The sequence below is a fragment of the Nocardia sp. NPDC051756 genome, from assembly GCF_040681495.1.
Taxonomy (GTDB): Bacteria; Actinomycetota; Actinomycetes; order Mycobacteriales; family Mycobacteriaceae; genus Nocardia.
In genome coordinates this window covers 890,821-912,905 of the sequence record NZ_JBFAYV010000004.1, presented here as the reverse complement: position 1 = coordinate 912,905, position 22,085 = coordinate 890,821, and the positions used below count along the sequence as shown (strand labels likewise).

Annotated in this window: 20 protein-coding genes and 1 pseudogene; 7 read left to right on the top strand and 14 right to left on the bottom strand. The window is 64.1% G+C overall.

Translation table 11 applies throughout. The annotated features are described in order from the left end of the window. Positions 1 to 31 precede the first annotated feature (31 nt). The 6 genes and pseudogenes from AB0M22_RS21040 to AB0M22_RS21015 form a co-directional block, all read right to left on the bottom strand. Positions 32 to 481, bottom strand: coding sequence for an SRPBCC family protein (locus AB0M22_RS21040; RefSeq protein WP_364729092.1), 450 nt, complete (start codon positions 479 to 481; stop codon positions 32 to 34). Beyond that, positions 478 to 2,058 carry an NAD(P)/FAD-dependent oxidoreductase gene (locus tag AB0M22_RS21035; RefSeq protein ID WP_364729089.1) on the bottom strand — a complete coding sequence of 527 codons (1,581 nt, stop codon included), beginning with the start codon at positions 2,056 to 2,058 and terminating at the stop codon, positions 478 to 480. The genes AB0M22_RS21040 and AB0M22_RS21035 overlap by 4 nt, the downstream gene beginning before the upstream one ends. Positions 2,059 to 2,104: 46 nt before the next feature. Then, positions 2,105 to 2,577, bottom strand: a pseudogene (locus AB0M22_RS21030) (hypothetical protein); the annotation flags it as partial. 42 nt (positions 2,578 to 2,619) lie between these two features. Continuing rightward, positions 2,620 to 4,215 (bottom strand): NAD(P)/FAD-dependent oxidoreductase, encoded by a 1,596-nt coding sequence (locus tag AB0M22_RS21025; protein WP_364729086.1) that lies wholly within the window; start codon positions 4,213 to 4,215, stop codon positions 2,620 to 2,622. A gap of 17 nt (positions 4,216 to 4,232) precedes the next feature. Continuing rightward, positions 4,233 to 5,234 (bottom strand): alpha/beta hydrolase, encoded by a 1,002-nt coding sequence (locus tag AB0M22_RS21020; RefSeq protein ID WP_364729083.1) that lies wholly within the window; start codon positions 5,232 to 5,234, stop codon positions 4,233 to 4,235. Beyond that, the gene (locus AB0M22_RS21015) at positions 5,231 to 6,130 is read right to left on the bottom strand and encodes an SDR family NAD(P)-dependent oxidoreductase (protein WP_364729079.1); all 900 of its coding nucleotides are present in this window, start codon (positions 6,128 to 6,130) and stop codon (positions 5,231 to 5,233) included. Before AB0M22_RS21015 ends, AB0M22_RS21020 begins: the two co-directional genes overlap by 4 nt. Positions 6,131 to 6,544: 414 nt before the next feature. Here AB0M22_RS21015 and AB0M22_RS21010 point away from each other — a divergent pair, with 414 nt between their 5' ends. From AB0M22_RS21010 to AB0M22_RS20990, 5 genes are all read left to right on the top strand, one after another. Then, entirely contained in the window at positions 6,545 to 7,306 is a 762-nt protein-coding gene (locus tag AB0M22_RS21010) for a methyltransferase domain-containing protein (RefSeq protein WP_364729076.1), read from the top strand. Positions 7,307 to 7,340: 34 nt separating this feature from the next. Further along, entirely contained in the window at positions 7,341 to 8,231 is an 891-nt protein-coding gene (locus AB0M22_RS21005; protein WP_364729073.1) for a winged helix-turn-helix domain-containing protein, read from the top strand. A 19-nt stretch (positions 8,232 to 8,250) separates the two neighbouring features. Then, a complete protein-coding gene (locus tag AB0M22_RS21000; protein ID WP_364729070.1) occupies positions 8,251 to 9,234 on the top strand; it encodes an SDR family oxidoreductase in 984 nt (327 codons plus the stop codon). Between the two features lie 44 nt (positions 9,235 to 9,278). After that, a complete protein-coding gene (locus AB0M22_RS20995) occupies positions 9,279 to 9,821 on the top strand; it encodes a hypothetical protein (protein ID WP_364729067.1) in 543 nt (180 codons plus the stop codon). 66 nt (positions 9,822 to 9,887) lie between these two features. Further along, positions 9,888 to 11,495, top strand: coding sequence for an NAD(P)/FAD-dependent oxidoreductase (locus tag AB0M22_RS20990; RefSeq protein ID WP_364729064.1), 1,608 nt, complete (start codon positions 9,888 to 9,890; stop codon positions 11,493 to 11,495). Positions 11,496 to 11,600: 105 nt separating this feature from the next. Here the strand turns inward: AB0M22_RS20990 and AB0M22_RS20985 are convergent, their stop codons facing one another. Then, positions 11,601 to 11,852 carry a hypothetical protein gene (locus AB0M22_RS20985; protein ID WP_364729061.1) on the bottom strand — a complete coding sequence of 84 codons (252 nt, stop codon included), beginning with the start codon at positions 11,850 to 11,852 and terminating at the stop codon, positions 11,601 to 11,603. A 443-nt stretch (positions 11,853 to 12,295) separates the two neighbouring features. Between AB0M22_RS20985 and AB0M22_RS20980 the strand changes: the two genes are divergently transcribed. Continuing rightward, the gene (locus AB0M22_RS20980; RefSeq protein WP_364729058.1) at positions 12,296 to 12,826 is read left to right on the top strand and encodes a hypothetical protein; all 531 of its coding nucleotides are present in this window, start codon (positions 12,296 to 12,298) and stop codon (positions 12,824 to 12,826) included. A 1,158-nt stretch (positions 12,827 to 13,984) separates the two neighbouring features. Here AB0M22_RS20980 and AB0M22_RS20975 read toward each other — a convergent pair. Beyond that, positions 13,985 to 14,920, bottom strand: a complete 936-nt coding sequence (locus AB0M22_RS20975; protein WP_364729055.1) for a LysR family transcriptional regulator — start codon at positions 14,918 to 14,920, stop codon at positions 13,985 to 13,987. An 833-nt stretch (positions 14,921 to 15,753) separates the two neighbouring features. Here AB0M22_RS20975 and AB0M22_RS20970 point away from each other — a divergent pair. Beyond that, on the top strand, positions 15,754 to 16,413 hold the full coding sequence (locus AB0M22_RS20970; RefSeq protein WP_364729052.1) for a TetR/AcrR family transcriptional regulator: 660 nt from the start codon (positions 15,754 to 15,756) through the stop codon (positions 16,411 to 16,413). A 159-nt stretch (positions 16,414 to 16,572) separates the two neighbouring features. On the opposite strand, the gene AB0M22_RS20965 is transcribed toward AB0M22_RS20970, so the two are convergent. The 6 genes from AB0M22_RS20965 to AB0M22_RS20940 are packed head-to-tail and all read right to left on the bottom strand — an operon-like array spanning position 16,573 to position 22,049. Continuing rightward, entirely contained in the window at positions 16,573 to 17,412 is an 840-nt protein-coding gene (locus AB0M22_RS20965; RefSeq protein ID WP_364729049.1) for an SDR family NAD(P)-dependent oxidoreductase, read from the bottom strand. Positions 17,413 to 17,456: 44 nt separating this feature from the next. Next, a complete protein-coding gene (locus AB0M22_RS20960; protein WP_364729046.1) occupies positions 17,457 to 17,993 on the bottom strand; it encodes a hypothetical protein in 537 nt (178 codons plus the stop codon). Between the two features lie 36 nt (positions 17,994 to 18,029). Continuing rightward, positions 18,030 to 19,004, bottom strand: a complete 975-nt coding sequence (locus AB0M22_RS20955) for an MlaD family protein (RefSeq protein WP_364729043.1) — start codon at positions 19,002 to 19,004, stop codon at positions 18,030 to 18,032. Continuing rightward, entirely contained in the window at positions 19,001 to 19,996 is a 996-nt protein-coding gene (locus AB0M22_RS20950; protein WP_364729863.1) for an MlaD family protein, read from the bottom strand. Before AB0M22_RS20950 ends, AB0M22_RS20955 begins: the two co-directional genes overlap by 4 nt. Before the next feature lie 32 nt (positions 19,997 to 20,028). Continuing rightward, positions 20,029 to 21,132, bottom strand: coding sequence for an MlaD family protein (locus AB0M22_RS20945; RefSeq protein ID WP_364729040.1), 1,104 nt, complete (start codon positions 21,130 to 21,132; stop codon positions 20,029 to 20,031). Further along, the gene (locus AB0M22_RS20940) at positions 21,132 to 22,049 is read right to left on the bottom strand and encodes an MlaD family protein (RefSeq protein WP_364729860.1); all 918 of its coding nucleotides are present in this window, start codon (positions 22,047 to 22,049) and stop codon (positions 21,132 to 21,134) included. Before AB0M22_RS20940 ends, AB0M22_RS20945 begins: the two co-directional genes overlap by 1 nt. Positions 22,050 to 22,085: the final 36 nt, after the last annotated feature.

The following is a 22,085-nucleotide window of genomic DNA, read 5'->3' as shown; positions in this document are numbered from 1 at the left end:
GGCAGCTGCTGCTCCTTCGAGCGATCGCCCATCAGACCGATACCTTCGCCGCGCGAACCGCCTGACGACGGGCACCGGATACCAGCAGCGAAGTAAACAGCCGCAGCCCGAGGACCAGTAGCGGGCGTGGCATCGGCACGCTGGGTGTGGAGTCCATCGTGTAGAGGACTCGGGTGCCGTTCGGGTGATCGGAAAACAGGATGGTGCCGAAGTGATGGTCGACCGGCAGGCCTTTGGTCACCAATTCGTAGTCGATGAGTTCGCCGGCTATCAGATCGGTGATCCGCTCCTTGATGCCGATCGGACCGAGTCTTAGGAAATGGATCGCGCCGATGCCTTGTCGCTCGGTCGATCCTGCCTGTTGCAAACGGGTTTGGATCGGCAGGAATTCACCGTATCGTTCGCGATCGGCGAAAACGCCGTACACGATCTCTCGCGGCGCGGGGATTACGGTGTCGACGGTGTAGCTGCCGGTTGTCATGCACTGACCTCTGTTGCCACGTCGGCTGTCGCCGATCCGTTGGATGTTGCGGGGCCGAGTGTGTCGAAGTGGTAGTCGTTGAGCGGGAAGCGTTGGTTGCCGCGGCGGGCTTCGAAGAAGCCGGAGGGGCGGATGTAGGTGGTGTCGCCTTGGGAGTTGCGGTAGTAGGTCGGCACGTGGCCGTTGAGGTCTGCCAGATAGAACCGCAGCGCGGCGGCCTTGCGGTAGACCTTCGCGTGGTAGGCGTCGGCAGGCTTCTTGCGGATCTCGACGAAGGTGGCGTTGCGGTCGGCGGCGGCCTTGATGGCGCGTACGGCGTGATCCGCGGTCATCTCGACGAAAGCATGCCAGCCGCTGCCGGTCCACGAGTACGGCCCGACCAGGGTCCAGCGGTTGGGCAGCTTGGGCACCGACACGCTCTGGTAGGCCTGCAGGCCCTGCTCGTTGTAGAACGTGCCGAGGTCGAATCCGTCCCGGCCGACCACGGTTCCTTCTCGATAGGTCTCCGGGTCGGAGAACACCTCGTAGCCGGTGGCCAGCACGAGCACGTCGACATTGTGCTGGACGCCGTCGCGGGTCTTGATACCTCTGGCGGTGATCTTCTCGATCGGCTCGGTGATCAGCTCGACATTGTCCCGGTTGAACGTAACCGTGTACCGAGACATAGTGGGCCGCTTGGCGATCGGGCCATAGTTCGGGGTGAGCCTGCGCGCGGTGTCCGGATCCTCGACCACCCACCGCAGATAGCGACCATAGGCCGCGATCGCGGCGCGGTCGAAGGTCCGCAGCACCGGCTTCGCCACCGCGATCGGCGCGGCGATCGCGCCACGCAGCACCAGGTCGACAGCGACCAGTACCGCGCCATGGGCCAACGCCACCAGTCCCGGCACCGCGAGCACCCGCTGGACGAACGGCGCGACGGCGACATCCGGCTTGGGCAGGCACCAGACCGGCGTGCGCTGAAATACTTGCAGCGCACCGACTTTCGCCGCGATGGCCGGGACGATCTGCACCGCGCTGGCACCGGTGCCGATCACCGCGACCGTCTTGCCGGTGAGGTCGTAGTCGTGGTCCCAGGAGGTCGGCCGCTGCACCTTGCCCCGGAAGGACTTGTAGCCCTTGATTCCCGCGTCTTCCTTCGGGCGGACGAACGCGCCTACCGCGCTGATCACGAAACGCGCGGTGACCAGGCCACCGTCCGCCGTATGCAGCTTCCAGAAATGACCGGCCGCATCCCACTCTTCCCGCACGATGTCGGTGTTGAACCGTGCCCGCGGATATAGCCCGAACCGCCGGGCCACCGCGACGTGGTAACGCTTGACCTCGGCACCGAAGGGAAACACGCGGCTCCAGTACGGGTTTCGGGCAAACGAGAACTGGTAGGCCACGGCCGGAATATCAACCGCTATTCCCGGGTAATGGTTCTCGTGCCAGGACCCACCGAAATCATCGGCCCGCTCGAGGATGACGAAGTCGGCGAGACCTGCTTGCGTCAACTTCACCCCGGCGGCGATGCCGCCCGGTCCGGCGCCGATGATCGCGACCTGATAGTCGGGCCGCACAGCCGAATTGGACATTGAGTACTCCTCGATAAGTCTGCTGAATCAACGCCGGACCGAAGACTCACGCACCGGCTTGGGCACGTATCCCGGTGCGCGGCGCGGCGATCGGCTCGAGCTGGGCATAGTCGTAGTCATCCAGAGAGAAGGTCTTGCTCGCCTTGGTTGCCTGATACGCCGTGGTCGGCCGCAGGTCGCCGTGGTGATCGATACGTACGGCCCGAAAACCATGAACGTGTTGGGCAATCCCGGCATGCTGATGCCCTCGTAGCCCTTGACTCGTTCCTTCTCGTAGAAATCGGCCAGATCGAACCCGTCCCGCCCGGTGACGGGACGTTCGCGAAACACCTTGGGGCTCTGCGACATCTCGAATCCCGTCGCCAATACCAGCACGTCGATCTCGCGATGGACACCGGTGCGGTCGACGATGCCGGTGGACGTGATCTCGGCGATCCCGTCGATGATCAACTCGACGTTCGGCCGGGTGAACGTCTTGTAGTAGGCATTCGACACGCTGGGACGTTTGCAGCCGAAGCCGACCGGTTACCTGGTGGCCGTTGATTGTATCCAGTGTTCTCATCACTGTGCCCGCGGCTCGGTGTGCGCAGTTGACATCGTGCGCACCGGCGGTGCCATGTCGATCCGTCGCGCGGCGGTCTCGAACCGGTAAGCGCTGAAGGGGAAGTGCCGATTCTGCCACCACATCGTGGCCTGTGATTCCGGCCGGACCATGGCGACGTCGCCCTGATAGTTGATGTAGTAGGTGTTGGAGCCCGCGCACATGTCGACGTACTCCATCCGGTCGATTCGCGCCCGCATCTTCGCGGTGTAGCGGTCGTGTGCCTCCTGGCGAACCTCGCACACGGTGGCACCGCGGCGGCGGGCCTCCGCGATCGCGCGGGCAGCGTGCGCGGCGGTCGCTTCGACGAAGGAGTGGTAGGAGCTCGGGGCGAATCCGTAAGGGCCGACAATGCAGAAGGCATTGGGGAAATTGGGGACGGAAACGCCCTGAAACGAGGAGTATCGGTTCTCGTGCCAAAACTTCCCGAGTTCCACACCGTTGCGACCGAACACCTGGAACGGCGGTGTGGTGCCCTTACCCATCACCTCGAACCCCGTTGCGCAGACAATCACGTCGAACTCGCGCGCGGTCCCCGCTGCCGTCACGATTCCGGTCTCGGTGCCGCGCGCGATCGGCTCGGTGACCAGTTCTACGTCGGGACGCATGAACGTCTTCAGATAGACGTTCGACAACGACGGCCGCTTGCAGCCGAAAGTGTAGTTCGGGGTCAGCTTCTCGCGTAGCTCCCGATCAGGAACTTGGGTACGCATCCACAGTTTCAACCCGGCTTCCACGACTTTGAGGACAGGGAGGACGGGTTTGCCGACGACGAAGGCCCCGCCGGTGCCCGCCGAGACCGCTACGCCGACCGCGGCGCGCACGGGTGCCCGGAAAAGTGCCCGGTCCAACAGGTATCGGGTGACAGGGCCGGCCTTCCAGTCAGGTTTGGGTGCTATCCAGATCGCCCGGCGCTGAAACACCGTGAGGTGCTCGACGGTATCGGCGATCGTGGGAATCAGTTGCAGCGCTGAGGCTCCGGTGCCGATCACCGCGACACGCTTGCCGCTCAGGTCGTAGTCGTGGTCCCAGTTGGCGGTGTGCATGGTTTTGCCGCCGAAGGCTTCGATACCTTCGATATCGGGCAACTTCGGTATCTCCAGCCCGCCGACTGCGGGAACGACGAACCGGGCCGTGTAGACGGCACCACCTTCGGTCTGGACGCGCCAATAGTGTTGCTGCTCATCCCATTCCGCGCCGGTCACCAGAGTGTTGAGACGCAGCTTGGGCCGCAAACCGTGCCGGTCGACGACACCCTCCGCGTAACGCTGCAAATCCTTGCCCGGCGCGAATACCCGTGACCAGTCCGAGCGCTGGTCGAAGGAGAAGCTGTACACCATCGACGGAATGTCGACCTGCACACCGGGATAGGTGTTGGCATACCAGGTTCCGCCGACGCCGCCCCACTTGTCGAGGATTACGAAGTCGGTCACACCCACCTGCTGCAAGGCCACCGCCGCGGCGATACCGCCGAACCCCGCACCGACGATCAGCACCTCGTGATCCGGCGTCGCGTCGGTGGACGGCGATGCCTCGTTGACAACCGCGTCAGACATGACAACCTCCTGATACTTCATGAAACCTTCTCGGTCGCAGCGGAATCCCGATCGATGAGACCGCGCACGAAGTCGGCGATCCCGGCGATGGCCGCGCGCCCTTCCGGGAGGATGTCGGCACCCGCCTGGAAAACATGCACCTGCCCCGGCCAAATCTGCAGCCGTACCGGTACGCCCGCACCGATGAGTCGCTCGGCCATCAGCACGGCATTGGCGCGCAGTACCTCGGTGGAGCTGACCTGAATCAAAGCCGGTGGCAGCCCGGTCAATTCGCCGTTCACCGGCGACCAGGACGGATCGATCGGGCCCAGTCGCGCCATACCGACCTCTATGATCGTTCGCACCGAGTGCGCACTCAGCAGAGAGTCTGTTCGGTCGTTGGCGTGCCCGAGCAACGCGGTGTAATCCAGATTCAACAGCGGGCTCAGTCCTACCGTCCCGGCGGGCAATGGCAGACCTCGGCGTCGAGCCATCGGAGCGACGGAAAAGGCGAGTAGCCCGCCCGCCGAATCTCCCGCAACCACAATGCCCGCAGGGTCGAAGCCGTGCTCTAGCAAGTACTGATACGCGTCGATGGCATCGGCGATCGAGTCACCGACGGTGTGTCTCGGCAACTGGCGGTAGGCCACATTGAACACCGGGACCTTTGCCGCAGCAGAAATCTGCGCCACCAGCCTGCGGTGTGAGCGGTAGCCGCCCGCCAGGAAACCGCCGCCATGGAAATACAGGATCGCCTTGCCGCCTGCGGCAGGCAGCGGTGCGGTCGCGGCGCTCACCCATTCCGCGCGATGCCCGTCGAGCCGCACAATGTTTCGACGGGTGCCGCGCGGCACGGGTATGACGGCTGCCAGGTAGTCCAGCACGCTGGGCAGGCCGATGTTCCAGGGGCGCGCGATCGACGCAACAATGTCCAGTCCCGGCCTGGCCGTCCACCGCATGGCTCGCGCCACCCACCGCGCCTGCCACGACGGGCCGCCGCGATACTCCGCGTAATCCTCGAACTCGATCGCTCCGCTCACTGCCGCCGCTCCGCTCCCGTGAGCGCCAACCGAGCCCGGTCCACCGTCGACAGGAGCGACTCTCCTAGTTCGAGGCCGCCCAAACCCAGTGCGTACCTGGTCAGTCCGGGCGCGAGGCGCCGGGCGGCGGCGATGAAGTACGCCTCCGGATTCACCGGGACAACGGCCAAGTTGTAGGTGACCGCTCGTTCGACCGCGCGCGCCACGGCCCGTGGTCCGGCGTAGGAGAACCGCTGCTGCGCGGCGGCGAAATTGTCCCGGAACCTGATCGCTTCCTCGTCGCTGACCCCGGCTCTGGTGCCGTGCGCCATCAGGTTCGTCCGAATAACACCCGGGCAGATCGCGGAGACACGAATATTGCTGCGAGACAGGTCGATACGCATCGACTCGCTCAGCATCAACACCGCGGCCTTCGATACCACGTACGACCCGGCCACCCGATTCGGTACCCACGCTCCCGCGGAAGCGATGTTCACGATGTGACCACCTCGGCCGCGCTGCACCATGGCCTCCCCGACGATCCGGCTGCCATAGAAGACGCCGTCGAGGTTCACCGCCATCAGCCGGTCCCAATCCGCGACGGACTGTTCCAAGAACGAACCCGTCACCAAGATCCCGGCATTGTTGACCAGCACATCCGGCACGCCGTGCGTGCCGGCGATCTCGTCGGACAGCTCCTGCCAACCGGTCGCGTCGGTGACGTCCTGCCGGTACCAGGCGCCGCGGCCGCCGACCGCGTTGACCAGCTCGATCGTTTCCTTGGCCGCCGTTTCGTCGATGTCGGTGACCAGCACCATGTCACCGCGCTGAGCGAAGCGCAGCGCGGTTGCCCGGCCGATGCCGCTGCCACCGCCGGTGATCAGCACCAGTCGCGTGGACTGTTCGTCGTTCGTCATGATTTGTTCCTCATCGTTGAAGACCGGCAGGCGGCGCGACGCGCCAGGCGGGATCCCGCGCCGTGCGCTGGGCGGCGAGGTGAGCTCCGCTCGACCGGAAGAGCAGTCATAGCAATATTGTCTGAGACGATATACGCCAGAATGAGTGCCCGACAGACGTCGGGCTGGACGGCCTCGGAAGTCGGGCACACAACAGTGGCATCCTGTCGGTACACGCTACTTGCACAACATGTTTCGTGAATCTATGCGCGGCTGCGCGGCCGCTCGCGCCGGTCACGCCCGTCAGTGAGTTCTCGAACTCCGACATCCGAACCTCAGTTCCATCGAGCACTTCCTCGTGTTAACGTCCCAGACAGATTACACTGTCTAACACAGCGCGTACAACAGCGCAACGTAGCAGCCGAGGAGACACCGATGTCGACCGAGCCGTCAGCCCCGAGTGTGACGACCGAAGATCCGCGCCAGGACAGCCGCATCCGGCATTCATCGCCTGATGCCATCCCCCGAACTGGTGCCGCAGCGTTGCCGCCGAGCGGCGCGGGCACTCGGCGCGGGTTCAATCGCGGTGTCGCGGCATTCTTCGATGTGGCGGCGCGCGCCTACGATCTAGGCAGCCTGCAGCGCGTGGTGTATCAACCGCCACAGGACGAGATGATCGAGTTCCTGCGTGCCAACGGCGCTCGCCGCATCGTCGACATCGGTTGCGGCACCGGCATACTCACCGCTCGCATCGCCCGCGAGCTCCGACCCGATGCCGTGTACGGGATCGACATGTCGCCGGGCATGCTCGCGCAGGCGCACCGACGCAGCACGGACGTGCAGTGGCGCAACGAACCTGCCGAGCAGTTGGGACTGGCTGCCGAATCCGTGGACGCCGTGGTAACCACGACCGCCTTCCACTTCTTCAACCAACCCGTCGCGCTCGCCGAGTTCCATCGCGTGCTGATACCCGGTGGGCTGCTGACCATTTCGGCGCTGAACCTGCGGTCCCGCTGGTCCGCGCCGGTGCAGCGGCTGAGCGGTACCCGGCTCAGCCCGGCCGCGACCCCGTCGCCGCAACAGATGCGGGATCTCATTGCCGCCGCCGGTTTCCAGCTCATCGAGCAGCGTTCGGTCCGCCGGCCTTGGTACAGCCGGACCGTGCCGGACGTGATCACGATGGCCCAACGTCGATGACCCGCGATCCACGATCGATACGCAGGGACCCGGTATGACAGATGCCGCGCTACCCCGACCCGATTCGGGCAGGTCCGCGCGCCTGTACGAGCTGGCCAGTGCCCGGACTACCGAACCTCGAGCCAACGGCTCGGAGAATCCCGTCGAAAAGCAGCACACGGTGGTAGACGACATCACCGAACAGCTCGCCTACCGAATCGCTGCCGGCCTGCACCAGCCCGGTGAGCTGCTGCCGTCGGTGCGTCAAGTCGCGGCCGAATTCGGTACCAGCACACCGACGGCCAACAGCGCGCTGGGCAGGCTGGCCGCGCTCGGTTTCGTCGAACCCCGCCGCGGTCTCGGCTACCTCGTACGCGACATCCAACTCTACGGCGGAATCGACACGTGGCGCTTCCTCTTTCGTTTCGCACGTCAGCTACCCGACCGGGCCGCAATGCTCTTCGCCGACGTCATCGACGTCGATCACATGCTGGTCATGGAGGCGTTCCAGACCTTTATCGCCGACCCGCGACGTTACGACCTGAGCGTCGCCGTACAGGCCTTGGACCGATTCGAGCTGCTGGTCGGCGACGAGAACACCTCCCGCACCGACCTCATGGCCGCCGAATTGCACATGCTGCGCTGCGTTTTCGCCGCCGTCGGCAAGCCAGGAAAGCTGAGCCTGTTCAATACCGTCGGCGAGGTGCTCATCATGATTCCGGAGGTCGGTGAAGCGTTTTACGGTCCGGTCGAACCCGCGGGTCATTTGTTTCTCGGCCGCATGCTCCAACAGATCTGGCAGTCGGACACCGAACTCGATCTTCCTGAGCTCGGCGTGCTCGAGACGATCATGCGCAACTACCACGACCAGGTGGTGGAGACCTTCCGCACACTCATCGGTGCGAATGCCGAGCCGAGCAGCGCCTCGGTTCCCAACCAACCATAAGGCTACAGAGGAGTTTTCGATGAAAACAGCAGTGGTAACGGGTGCCGCGTCCGGTATCGGCATGGGTTACGCGCTCGCGCTGGTGGAGCAGGGCTACCACGTCCTGGTTACCGATATCGACATGGTCGGCGCCGAGCGGGTGACAGCCGAACTGAACGGGATAGGCCCCGGCACGGCGGAGGCTCGTTATCTCGATGTCGCCGATGCCGACGCGGTCGCCACGCTCGTACAGCAGGTCAAAAACGAACACGGCCGATTGGACATGATCTTCAACAATGCCGGACTGGCGATCGGCGGTCCCGTCCACGACTTGACCTTGGCGCACTGGCAAAGGGCGGCCGACGTCAATGTGATGGGTGTCGTGCACGGGGTGGATGCCGCATACAAGATCATGGTCGAACAGGGATACGGACACATCGTCAACACCGCCTCGATCGCCGGTTTGGTGCCAGCTGCTTTTATGGGTCCCTACAACATGTCCAAACACGCAGTCGTCGGACTGACCCTGTCCTTACGCGGCGAAGCGGCCGCCCATGGTGTCAAAGTTGTCTGTGTTTGCCCTATAGCGGTACACACCGATCTCCCCCGCCGCCTCAACGACGGACTCGAGAAACTTCCGGAAACCGAGATCGCCGCATCGCTCTATGACCGGTTCGACTCACTGTTTCGGGCGCTGCCCGAATTTGTCATTGCGAGCCCAGAAGGTCACGGCCGCAAGGTATTACGAGCAGTCGAACGGAACCGCGCGTTCGTGATCGAGCCTTGGTTCGGCCGTCCGGTCTGGTGGCTGCAACGACTGTTCCCCACGCTGCCGGTGACGCTGAGTGTCGCAGCCACACTGGCGTGGAAAGCCGCGCAACCATACCTCGACCGGGTCGCGCAGCGCCTGACCCGCACCGATCCGCCCGCGCTCGCGCCGACCGCACTCGGGACGGCACAACCCGCCGGTTCCCCGCAGACATTTCCAACCGAACCGGCCGATTCGTCTGTCAGCGTCGAATGACTCGGCTCGACCTGTCCGCTTCATCACCAAAGTCAGGAACCACCATGCCATTTCGTCCCGCGGCGGTCGACGCGTCGTCCGACCTCTACACCCGAGCGCCGATCGTGCTGACCGGCCGCGCCGAGTTCGACGTATCAACCGAGACGCTGTGGGGCCCGGTCGAAAGTTTCGACTGGATGCCGCTCGTCAGCGCGACCTGGGACACCGCCGCACCGCACGGCCCGGGTTCACGACGGCGCTTGCTCCTAGGTCCGCTGCTGCTGAGCACGGAATTCATCACCCGCATCGACCCCGGCCGAGAGCTCGCGTTCTACATCGAAGAGGTCCCGCTTCCTGGCATCCGGGCTATCGCAGAGAAGCTCACCCTCACCGACCTCGGCCGCGATCGCAGCGCACTCACCTACACGATCGCGATCGCGCCGAAGCTCTTCCCCAACGTCCATCTGCGCCCGTTGGCCGCACTCGCCCGCCCGATCTTCTCCGCCCTGGTCTCGGTCGGCTGGAACTACGGACTGCGGAAGTTTCCGAAGGGCGAGTCGGCACCCGCGGCGCCTGCACCCGCGTCTCGGATTCGGCACCGTAGCTGACGCGGGTTCGCCCGGCGCGGAAAGCCCTATCCGTCCACGACAGAACGACTGCTCAAAGGAGTCACGGTGACCCGAACGACAACGAACGACGCAAAGAACAAGCAATCCAGAAACGGCAACGTGTCCGCGTTCGGTGGCCGCCCCGAGCACGAAGTCGTGATCATCGGCGCCGGTGCCTGCGGCATCGCCGTCGGTATCAAACTGCGGCAGGCCGGGGTCGAGGACTTCGTGATCCTCGACCGCGCTGAAACACCTGGCGGGACCTGGCGAGATCACCGCTACCCCGGGGTCGGCGTCGACGTGCCCATCCTCATGTACGAGTTCTCCTTCGCCCGCAACAAGGAATGGACTCGGCTTTTCCCCAAGGGGCCCGAGATCAACGCCTACCACAATCGGATCGCCCGCGAGTTCGGCCTCGATCCGCACTTCCGGTTCAAAACTGAAGTCGTACGACAAGTTTGGGACGATGCCAACCATATGTGGCTCGTGCACACCGCAGACGGCAGAGTAATCACCACCCGCTTCCTGATCACTGCGGTAGGTCAGTTCCCGCAAACCAAACTCCCCGACATCCCAGGAGTCACCGACTTCCAAGGCAAGACACAGATGTCGGCACACTGGGACTGGTCCTTCGACCACACCGGGCTGCGGGTAGCCATCATCGGAACCGGGGCGAGCGCGGTCCAGATTGTGCCGACCGTGGCACCGCAGGTCGGCAACCTCGAAGTATTTCAGCGCACGCCCATCTACGTCGGACCGAGGCCGGATTTCCCGATCCCCTCCTGGCTCGGGTCACTGCTGGCCTCACGTGCGGTTGGCCGCGCCACCCATCTCGGGGTGACCGCAGCGGGCGACCTCGCGGTCAGGGCCGTCACCAGTACACCCCCACAGGTAGTCAGGCCGGTGATGCGCGCGTTGGACTACGTTGTCCGCCAAGCCTTCCGGGGATGGATCCGCGTCACCGTCCGCGACCGCGAGGTCCGAGCGGCACTGCTGCCCGGACATGGCGTGGTCGGCAAACGGCCAACGGTCTCCAACAGCTACCTGCAGGCGTTCAACCGGGACAACGTGCGGCTGATCACCACACCGATCGAACGCGTCACCGCGAACGGCATCCTGACCAACGACGGTGTCGAGCACGCGATCGATATGCTCGTCCTGGCAACCGGTCACGAACTGTTCACCGATCCCGAGTACTATCGACCCGGAACTATCCTCGGCCGCAACGGATTCGACCTCGGCGCCTTCTACGCCGAACACGGCGTGCAGGCCTACGAGAGCATGGCCGTGCCGGGGCTGCCGAACCGGTGGATGCTCTCCGGGCCGTACTCGTGGTCGGTCAGCCTGCACTCGATGGCGGAACTCCTCGCGACCACCGTGGTCCGGGTAATCACGGCCGCGCACAAGCGTGGCGACACCCTCGTCGAGGTCGAACCCGCAATCCATCGGGCGTATCACGAGAAGCAGCTCGAGCGGGCGCGAAATGTGGAGTGGTACTTCCACACTCTCAACAAGGGGCTGAAAACCTACTACATCAACTCGCAGGGCCGGATGGCGGCGCTCCGCTACTCCAGCTGGGCCACAACGATGTTGAAGAATCGCCGGTCCCCCTTGGCCGCCTACACCTGCGAACGCCTCGAAGCACAGCGCCCCGCCGGCGCGCGCGTCGGGTAACCAGGCTCGATCCAGGCGGGTTCCTGGTCGCACCCGAAATTCTCGATCGGCGGCCGCGCCGTTCAGCCGCGACCAGTAACCCGGCTCCGAGCAGAACCGCGAACCTCAGCTGCCGACAATCCAGACCTTCTCCGCAGCAACATAACTCAGTTCTCGTTGCCCTCCACTAGCGACATCGGTCGTGCGAACCACGACCTTCGCAGCACTATGTTTGCCGGGCTTGACGGTGTTGACATCGTCGACCCGCAGCCGCTTCCCGTCATCGGTGACAATGACATCCCCGACGCTCAACTCCCCCGCCGAAGTCACGACGGGTGGCTTCTCGGCGTCCGACGATCCGTCCGATACCTCGGTCACGGATCCTCCCTTCCAAACCCAGGTGGTGCCTCGAATCAGCGCTGCATCAAAGGTTACCGGGCGTGCCGATCGGCATGCCGCATCACCTGGATACCGACACGCCAAACGCGACTCGAACCCCAATCCACAACCGCTGATCGATGACGCCATCAGCCTTCGCTACGGCCGGTGAACGCGCAGCCGTCGATCGATGACGGCGGTGGCCAGTTCGCTCCAGCGGATTCGACGATTCAGATGTCGGCCACTCCGGCCAGGTCCAGCCGGTGACAGCGGGGTCGTCTTCGCTGTGCTGACGGGTGTAGGCGCGCCCGATTCGCTAGAACAAATTTCTGCAGGCCGAGCGTGACTCCGTGATCGAATGCGCCTTCATCGTTCGCGCACCGGCGGTGCGGCTGACCGCACCCTGGGCCGTGCGGTCGAGTGCCTCATCCCGGAGGTACAACTTGGCCCACCCCGTCACACCACAACACCAGCACACACCCACAACCGAACCAGAACACCACATTCCACCGCAGCGCCACCACCGCAAGAAGGCGCGCGCCGTACTGATCCCACCAGCCATCCCACCCCTGACACCGATAAACGAACTGATCGAAAGCCTGCGCACCACACCACCACCGGTCCCGGCACCGATCGACCGCAACATCGTCTACGGCATGTGCACCGTCGGTGATGCCGGACGCATCCACGACAAACACCTACTCGCCACATTGCATTGGACCGCCGGCACCCGACTCGACATCAGCTGCTGTCCTGATGGTGCCGTGCTCGTCCACCCCCCCAGCGAGTACGGCGAAACGCAGGTCAGCGCGAACCACCATTTCCGGGTTCCATTCCGGCAACGCCGCATCGCCGACCTCAACGTCGGCGACAAAGTCCTGCTCGTCGCCCACCCCACCGACCAACAACTCGCGATCTACCCACCACCAGCACTACACGCCGTTTTCGTCCAACTGCGGATCCAGGCGTTATAGGAGATGCAGCACTAGCCCTGCGCGGCATGAGGAGGAAAGCCCGGCCCGAGACCCCGGATCCCGCAACGGCGCCAATGCCGACGACAGGGCCCGACCCAGCATCTGTGGACCCGGCACCGCGTCAAAGCCCGCTTCGGGCATCGCGACCGACAGCGCTGGATCTCCGGCTCGATCCCCACCCAACGCCGCTTCTCCAGCGCCACGACATCCCATCGCGATGAACCTGCAGTTTCTGCCGATATCAAGGCAATGACAGCGTCCAGCGTGCCCAGATCCGTCACCGTGATAGCCGAGGACACCGCGGTGCTGGTGACCTACCTCAGCGATTGGGTCCGCATCATCCTGCGCGAGGACATCATGCGGCTGCGTCGGCTGGTCATCGGCGCGGTCGATCGGTTTCGGCGGCTCGCGGAGTTGTGGGGGACGGATCAACGGCGAGATGAACGATTTGCCACTGCTGGCCGCGTTCGCCGAACTCCGATCGCCACGGAGTGCTCACCGTGCCCGGCCCCGTTCTTGCGGCACGTCAGCTCATCGCCATGACGATCGTTGCGCCGCAACAAATCCGAATGTTTCGGCCGAACGAACCGTTGGGTGGCTTGGACGCCATCGTGCGTTCCGGTGTCGGGGTGTTCTGCTCGCACTACGGACGCGGTCGAGTCGCCTCGAGCGCGGTTCGGCGCCCGTTGCGAACGCGACCTCCGGCCGAAGAGTCTGACCAGGGGGAACGCGCCGAGGCGGCCGCCTTGACCAGTCGCTGTGCGAGCTAGGTGCCGGTCATCGTGAGGTGGGTGATTCCGCGCCTATACGTCGGCTGCCCGTGTAAACGGTCGGGTTGGTGGCGGATGCTCCGGTGGAGGTGCTGGTCAAATGCCAAATGCGGCGGATTATGGGGTCGGCCGAGGGCATCCTCGGCGTGGCGGTAAACCGGACTGTGAAGGCGCCGAAACCATCCACATCAACGATCGCTCCCCCACCACGCTGAACCATGAGCGGTGCGAACGCGCCGGTCGATCCCAAGGGCGCGTCTTGGCGGGGGATGTGGTATCAGGTGCTGGCCTCGACTGCGGCGTCGTTGTCCATGTTGACCTGAGCGCGCACCGAGCCGGACACCCAGGATCCGACGGGTACCGGACTGCCCGCCACGCGGAGCGCGACTTATGGTGCGTGCCGCCGGATCTCGGGCATGGTTGCGGCCTCGAACTTTCCGACCGGGTCGGTGTCGGTGAGAACCTCGAGGAACTTCTCGACCTGCACAGACTTGTCTCGTGCCTGCACTGTCAATTCCCGGCGAATCGGATGGGACAGCTCGATGATGGACAGCCGCCGGGCGGGTCCGTGTAGTGCCATCTTCGGCACCAATGCGACACCGATGCCGTATTCGACCAGGCTCAGTGCGGTCACGACGTCGGGTACGCGGACGGTGAAACGGACACGTACACCCGCCCGGCCCGCTTCACGCGACACGATCTCGGTGAGATCAGAATTCGCGCCACTGCGAATCCACGGCGCCTCGGCCAGCTGTGCCCACGAACCGTCGAAGCCGCTGCGCTGACTGGGATGGCAGATAACGACGAGTTCCTCCGTACCCAAGTAGTGCACTACCCGCGAGCTGAACTGGTCGAGTGGTCCGAGGGCGACATCGAGGGCGCCCTCTTCCAAGGTCGCGTTGATCTCGCGGAGATCGGTGAACGCCCTGACCTCGATGCTGTCGATGTGTTGTTCGTGGCGCATCCGGTAGATGAGCGGCGCCAGCAGCTTCTGGGCGATGGTCGGCGTCGTGCCGACTGTCATCACACCCTCGCCGAATGTCTGGCCCAGGGCGATTGCCTGACCGGCGGACTCGACGACCAGCAAGGCCTTGGCGAAGAACTCCCGACCGAACTTGGTCAGCCTCGACCTACGGGAGCGCGGATCGAAGACCTTCTGGCCGAGGGTGGACTCCAACGTGTCGATCTGCTGCGACATCGCCGACGGCGTTATGCCGAACCGCCTCGCGGCCGCCGAAAGCGAACCGAGTTGCACTGCGCTGACGAAGTAATCGAATTGGCGCAGCGTGATCGGGCTGGAACTCGGTAGAAGGCATTCAGACATCTGCAACCTCTGTCTAGAGCCGTCGGCTCATCCGCAGCACATTCGGTCCAGTCATGCGATAGAGCGGCACTGCGCTGGACGCGGTTCAGATCAAGGGCTGGGTGCGTCCGGCGTCGGTTCCCAGGGATGAGCGGCGGTTGGACCTACGAGCTTGTGACACAACCCGTTTCGACGGTGTAAGCGCCACCGCTGAGCTTGCTGGTGTCATCGATGGAGGTAACAGATGCGACGGCGGACAGCGTTACCCGGATGCTGTGGACGGATTTGATAGTGCGGCAGATGTCGTAGCGGGTGGTCTCCTCGGACCCGACCTGGGCCGCACCTTTTCGGCTGCAGGCGTGTCCGGCTGTGAAGATCTGACCGCCGCTGCAGGTCCAGGTGATGTCTGGATCTAGGGCGCGCAGTGAACCCAGCAGCGCGCCTCAGGCCAACCACGAACTCGGTGAGCGCTGAGGCCGGTGAGCGCGACGCCGAACCCCGCACCACCGATGCAGCCCATAGTCCCATCAGCATCAGCGTCGAACCCAGACCAGAGTTACCGAATTCTCGACGCTGAGAGCCCCGAGCCGTCACCGCTGTCACCGAACCTTCCGCGTGGTCTTTGACACTTGTGCCCATCGTTGCGCCTCATGGGCGCGCCAAAGCCTGAGCTCCAGCCCTTGTCTCGCCAGCCCAAGCCAATCTCAGGATTGCGCTGATCACACCGACCAGACGCAACGGAAACATCGTCGTACCTAAACCACGGGCGACTTTAGCGGCCCGCACATCAGGACGCAATAGGAGCCCGGCCACCCGCTACAGTCGACGGCCCGACCTCGGATACGCTGCTTGCGATGACTACGCCCAACGCTGGCTCGGCCACCCGGCTACCCCCGGGACGGCACAAGCTGGCGCGCGACACCGTCACCACATCCCAGATACAACGACTGCACCGCGCCGCGTTCGAGCAGATCGCCGCGCACGGCTACCACGGCACCTCCGTCGCCGCGATCGTCGCCGCCGCAGGCGTGTCGCGGCGCACCTTCTACGAGTTCTTCACCAACAAGCAAGACTGCTTCCGCGCCGCCTGTGACTACTTCGTCGCCGCATTCGACACCGACCTGCGCGAGCGCGCAACCGCACTCGACACCCGCCACTGGCGCACCCTGATCCACGACTCCCTCGAGTTGTACTTGGCCGCACTGGCCGACAACCCGGCCGCCGCCCAGGCACTGCACGTCGAAACACTCGTCGCCGGAAGAGAACTCGCCGAACAACGAACCCAAGTCCAAGCGATCCTCGCCGACCGGATGCACCGAGCACACCGCCTGGCCCGCCAGCAAGACCCCGCACTCCCGCCGCGATCCGAGGAAGTCTTCGACTTCATCATCGGCGGCATCGACGACCGCGTGCGCCACTGCCTGCAAACCCGCGGCCCCACGCAACTGCTGACCCTGCTCCCGCTACTCAACGCGGCCACTCTCGACCTATTCGGCGCCACCGAACACCCGTGAACCCGGTGGATGCCGGTGATCGACTTCGCCGCAGCTCAGCCCGGCCGAGACATCAGACAGGTGACCGCGGTTGGGATCTACACGAACCGCGCTCTGAGGTGATTGTGTGATCCCACTATCAGCTGGGTTCGGACGAGGGTGTGGCCGATCGGAGCTGGTTCAGCGCACGACTCGCTCGACGATCCCGAGAACACGGGTGTAAGGGCCCGGCATGAGGCGCTTGGCCCTCCATACGAGCTTGGCGTCGATCTGGGGCAACACATGCAGCTGTCGGCGGTCGTGTCCATCCAAGGTTGTGCGGGCCACCGTATCCGGTGACATACCAACCCATTTCATCAAAGTGGACGCCAGCTCGGCAGCGCCAGGGTCGATGGCGTCGGTGCTGGCGATGTTCGTTTTGACCAGTGTTGGGCACAGCACGGTGACCGCGATCCCGGTGCCGCTGAGTTCGGCAGCCAGCGTTTCGGACAGCGCGAGCACGCCTGCCTTGCTGACGTTGTATGCCGCCATGCGAGGGCCGGCCGCGAAGCTGGCGGCCGAGGCGACGTTGATGATGCCGCCGCGGCCGTGTTCGCGCAGCCGTGGGACGAAGACTTGGCAGCCGTGGATGACGCCCCACAGATTTACATCGAGGGTGTGATGCCAGTCCTGCAGCGGGGTTTCGCCTATCGGTGTCCCTCCGGTGCCGATGCCGGCGTTGTTGATGATCAGTGTCGCGGGGTTGCCGAACCACTGTTCGGAGGTTTCGGCGAGCACCTCGACTTGGGTGAAGTCGGAAACGTCGCACGCCACGGCAAGGGACCGACCGCCGCTGTCGGCAATCGCCTCGGCGGTTTCTCGTGCCTTCGCGGCGTCGATATCGGCGCATACCACTCGCGATCCACGTTGGGCGAGGTTACGGGCGAACGACCGTCCGATACCGCTTCCCGCACCGGTCACGACCGCGGCGGCGTTGTAGGTTCGGCGGCTGGACCGCGACCGTGATGACAGCAGATTCATCTATTCCTCAACAGGGTTTGGCCGTATTGGCGAGGGCGGCCCGACTATCGAGTGGGAAGCGCACCGTCCATCCCGCCCACGTCGGTTACGTGCCATTGGGAGTTCTTGTCGACGGTGACGTTGTAGACGACCGTTGTCTGCGCGCTCTGCGGTGTCTGGGCGCTGGTGGAGGTGACGGTGAGGAAGACGTTCACCTTGTAGATCCCAGCGGCTTCGGATGCCACGGTGGCGTCGATCGGGGTGCCGTTCGATGTCCATTTGAGCGGCACCAGCAGTTCCTGCAATTTCGGTGCGGTGGCATCGAATTTGGTGCCCAGCTGCGGCGAGGTGTTGGCTTTGAGTTTCGTCAGCCACGGGCTGACGTCTTGGTAGTTGATGTTCGAGGCGCCGACGGCGTAGTCGATAGCGACTTGTCTGGCGCGGGTATCGTCGGCGGCCCGAGCATCACGGGCAGTGCGTTCATTGGTGGACGACCACAGCAAACCACCCAAGATCACCGCGGTCACTGTCAACGCGGTGATGACCGCACCCACGATGGCCGTCGACGTGCGGATCGACACGGTCTTGTCTTGCTTGATCATGATGGCTCCAACCGAGTTGTGCTGTGACAGTGGTGATTACTTGACGCCGATCTGGAGGTGGACCGCACCGTCGGCGGAGGTCGCGTTCAAGGCCTGGGCGACGAGGTCGCTGATATCAATGGCCGGTATCGCCGCTGTCGCGGCCGCGGCCATCGGCTGGATGACCGGCGCCAATTGCTGTATATCCGGCCCGATCTCATTGATGTAGGCGGTGAGCTTCTGCAGGAAGGGGATCACGCCGTTACCGGTGATGTAGTCGTCGGGGACGTTGCCGATGACCGCGAATTTTGCGATGGCGTCGACGACCTCGCTGACCCGGACACCGAACTTTCCCCATAGCGGCCCTGCGGACTCCATCGCTGGCCCGGTCCACGCCATATCGGAGCCGATGGCTTGCAGGTCGATGAGCAGCTGGCGGATCGCGGGTGTGCGGCTCAGGATGGTCGCGGCCAGCAGATTGGTTGATCGGGACAGAGTGGGCACGACGTCTTGTAGGCCGGCTAGTCCGGTGTTGACCGTGTCGATCAGCGATCTGATGGCTTCGGGGTGGAGCTGATCCATCAGATCGGTGACGGTGCGGGCGACATCTGGAATCGACAGCGGCATTTGGACGGTGCGTGTGTCGATCTGTTGTCCATCGCGCAAGAAGGGCCCGTGTGATGTGGTGGGCCGGAAGTGAACATATGGCTCACCGAGCGCGGACAGATTCTCGATCGTCACGGTGCTTGCCGTCGGAATCCGATACGCGGTATCGATGCGCAACCGCACCTCGACGCCGTCGGCGATGTTGGTGATCGAGGTGACCTCACCGACCTCGACTCCGGTGAGTAACACCGGCGAGTGCTCTGCCAAGCCGCCGGAATTGGTCAGCGTCATGGTCGTATGGGTGTAGTCGGTGAACCAATCGACACGCGCCACACCGAAGGTGAGGTATCCGATTCCGACAGCGAGCAGGGCAACGATCGAGGTCACCGACAGAACCGAAATCGGCTTGGGCGCACGCAATCTCATCGGACGGCTCCGATCATCCTCAGGGTGGCGATGATCTGCTCGATCTGGTCGTCTTTGGACGTACCGAGATCGATATCGACCACGTTCACCTTCGGGCCGTATTCGGCGAAGGGAATGATCTTGTCGCGCAGTAGCGCAACCAGTGCGTTGAGATTCGAGGGGGCGTTCAGATCGAGTGGTCGGCTGGTGAACGCGAGTGGCACGAAGGCTTTGGCGGCGGCATCTCCGGCCGACACCAAGGGGGTCAACCACGCTAGTGAGTGTGCGACGTTTCCGAGTGCTCCGAACATGCCCAGGGTCGCGACGAGGGAGTTCGTCGAGTTGATGGCCTGGGTCGTGCCGGCGTCGGTCAGCAGCGCGCTCGAGGCTGGGCCGTTGTCGACCGTGGCATCGGTGACAGCTTCCATCCCGTCGAGAAATGCCTCGACCTGATCCAAGTGCGCGGCTACGTCGGAAAAGTCCGTGCCGAAGACGGTCGAGATACGGGCAGTGTCCTCGGGTTTCTGTGGCAGGCCCGCGTTGACCCGATTGATGATGTCTTGGGCCTGGTTCACCGCACCGCCACCGACGAAGGTGGCGATGCTGGCCATCGTGTCTTCGATCTGTGGCGCCGGCCGTGTCCGTTGTAAAGGAACGGTGTCTTCGGCGGTCATCGCACCAGTGGCTGCCCCTGGCGGGGTGAGCAATGCGATGTAGGTGTCGCCCAAGACCGTCGCTTGGCGTAGTTGCGCGGAAGTGGTGGTGGGAAGCCGAACTGCCTTTTGAATGTCTATATCGGCAATGACATAGGACTCGCGGGTACTGGTCGGCCCGATGAGTTTCAGTGCGTGCAGTGTTCCGACCTGCACCCCGTTGGAGGCCACTTTGGCTCGTGCGGGCAGGTTCAGCACGTTGGCGAACTCGATGTGGATCCGGTAGGTCGGACCCGAGACCGTAGCGCCAGGTAGCTGCACCGCGGACGGATCGAATGCGCACCCGCCAGCGGCCAGCATCACCGCGGTTGCGACCGCTGCGAACGTATATCTCATCGTGCACCTGCGATTCCGAGTACCAGGGGTATGAGCGCGACATCGGTGAGTCCGTTGGCGGCCGTCGCACATCCCCCCGGCAGCACGGCATTCACCGCCGCGCAGGCTGTGTCGGCATCCGGTTGCGAGACCGCCACTTTCGGCGCAGCGTAGGTGACGGCGAGCCTGCCGGTTTCCGGGTCGATGGCGTGCCCGAAGGCACCGACGACCGCGGGCACCAAGTCGATCATCTGCTGCAAGGTGCCGACGTTGGCGGCGATAAGGCGCAGAACCGGCACCGTGGCATCGAGTACCTGCAGGATCGGTTCGCCGAACGTGGTCGTGATGTCATTGACCAGCGGAATGATCACCCGCAGCGAGTCGATGATCTCGGTGATCGGTACCCACATCTTTTCGTTGACGAACTCGAGTGTGCTCGCGAACGGCGTGAGCAAGGTCTTGATGTCGCTCCATCCACCGGCGGCGCTGGCCGACAATGAACTCAACGCATCAATGAGAGCACCGATGTGCCCGATCGCGGCGTCTGGCGAATTGAGCGCTACACCAAGCTTTTTGATGAGTTCGTTGATCCGGGGGCCGGTGCCCGCGGTGGCTTTGTCGAGCGCGGCGACACCGTTGCTGATGCTTTCTCGGTCGACCGGGTTGTCGGCGCCGTTGAGTTCGTCGGCGAGTTTGCCGAGCGCGGTGATGGTCTGGGTCATGCTCTTCGGTGTCAGGGTGTGCGTGATGCAGACCCCGGGTTGCCATTCAGGGCCGTCGGGCTCGGCGAAGACCGCGAGGTCGCGATCGGCGACGAGGGTGGCCGAGACGGTGGTCGCAGATGCGCGACCGCGCAGGGGATGTGTTGCGTCGACGTCGAAGTCGACGCGTACCTTCTCACCTTGCGGTTCGATCGCGGTGACCGTGCCGATCGTGACACCGTGCAGGGTGACATGGTTCCCGGTGTAGAGGCCAACCGAATCCGGCATCAGCGCGCAATATCCGCGCATACTACGGCCGGTGTCGAACGCGATGCTGTACCCGGCGAATACGAGCGCACACAGGATCACGACGCCGATGGTCGACATGAAGCCTCGCGAGGCCAGGAACCGGTGCACCATCAGCACCCCTTCCCCGGGACGGGAATGCATACCTCAGGGGCATCGACGGTCGCAGCGGGCTGGTCGACAGTCACCTCGCCGCCAGGTGTCACCAAACGTCTTAAGCGGGAGAGCATTTCGTGCACGTCTGCGGCGGTCTCGCCGAGCCGGCCGCCGAGCCGCTGGAATTCGGGAATCGCGTCCGCCAGCTTCTGTGCCATAGGTTTGAGCGTGGTGTTCCAGGCCGGCCCCAGCCCGGCCAGGCGGGCCAGCGCTTCGCTGGTGACCCTCAGCGCCTCGCCGATCTCGGCGCGTTTGTCGATGACCACCGTCTGCAGCAGATTCAGTTTGGTGACAAGCTGCCCGATCAGAGACTTGGAGGTGTTGATCGCGGCGAGGTACTCGTCGGCGACGGTCAATGCGCGCGAGACATGGCCGTTCTGCTCGACAAGGATCCCGACGATCGAATCGAGCGCGGTTCCAGCGCGACGGAGGCTGTCGGGGCTGGTGTCGATCGAGGTGTGCAATGCGGCGAGGTTGCGCCGCAGGGTATCGCCGTCGACTGCACGGATCGGCGCTATCGCGTCCTGGAACGCCTGGGCGAGGCTGTAGGGCAGGCGCACCCGATCGGCGGGAATCGCTGTGCCCCCCAACGCGGAACTGCCGGCGGAGGTCAGGGCGACGTAATGTCCGCCGACGATGGTCAGCATCTTCACTTCGAGTGTCGTCTGATCACCGATGAATACGTCGTCGCGCACGGTGAACCGCATCCGCACGCGGTTATCGTGTTGTAGGTCGATGGTTGTGACTTTGCCGACGGGAATCCCGGCGACGCGGATGTCGTCGCCGGCTTGCACCGAGCCCGCCTCGATCAATTCGGCTGCGTAGGTCGATTTTCCGAGCGGTAGCGCATAGAACGCCGCGCTGGCGACCAGCATCAGCACAACACAGGCTGATCCGATCAGCCCCAATCG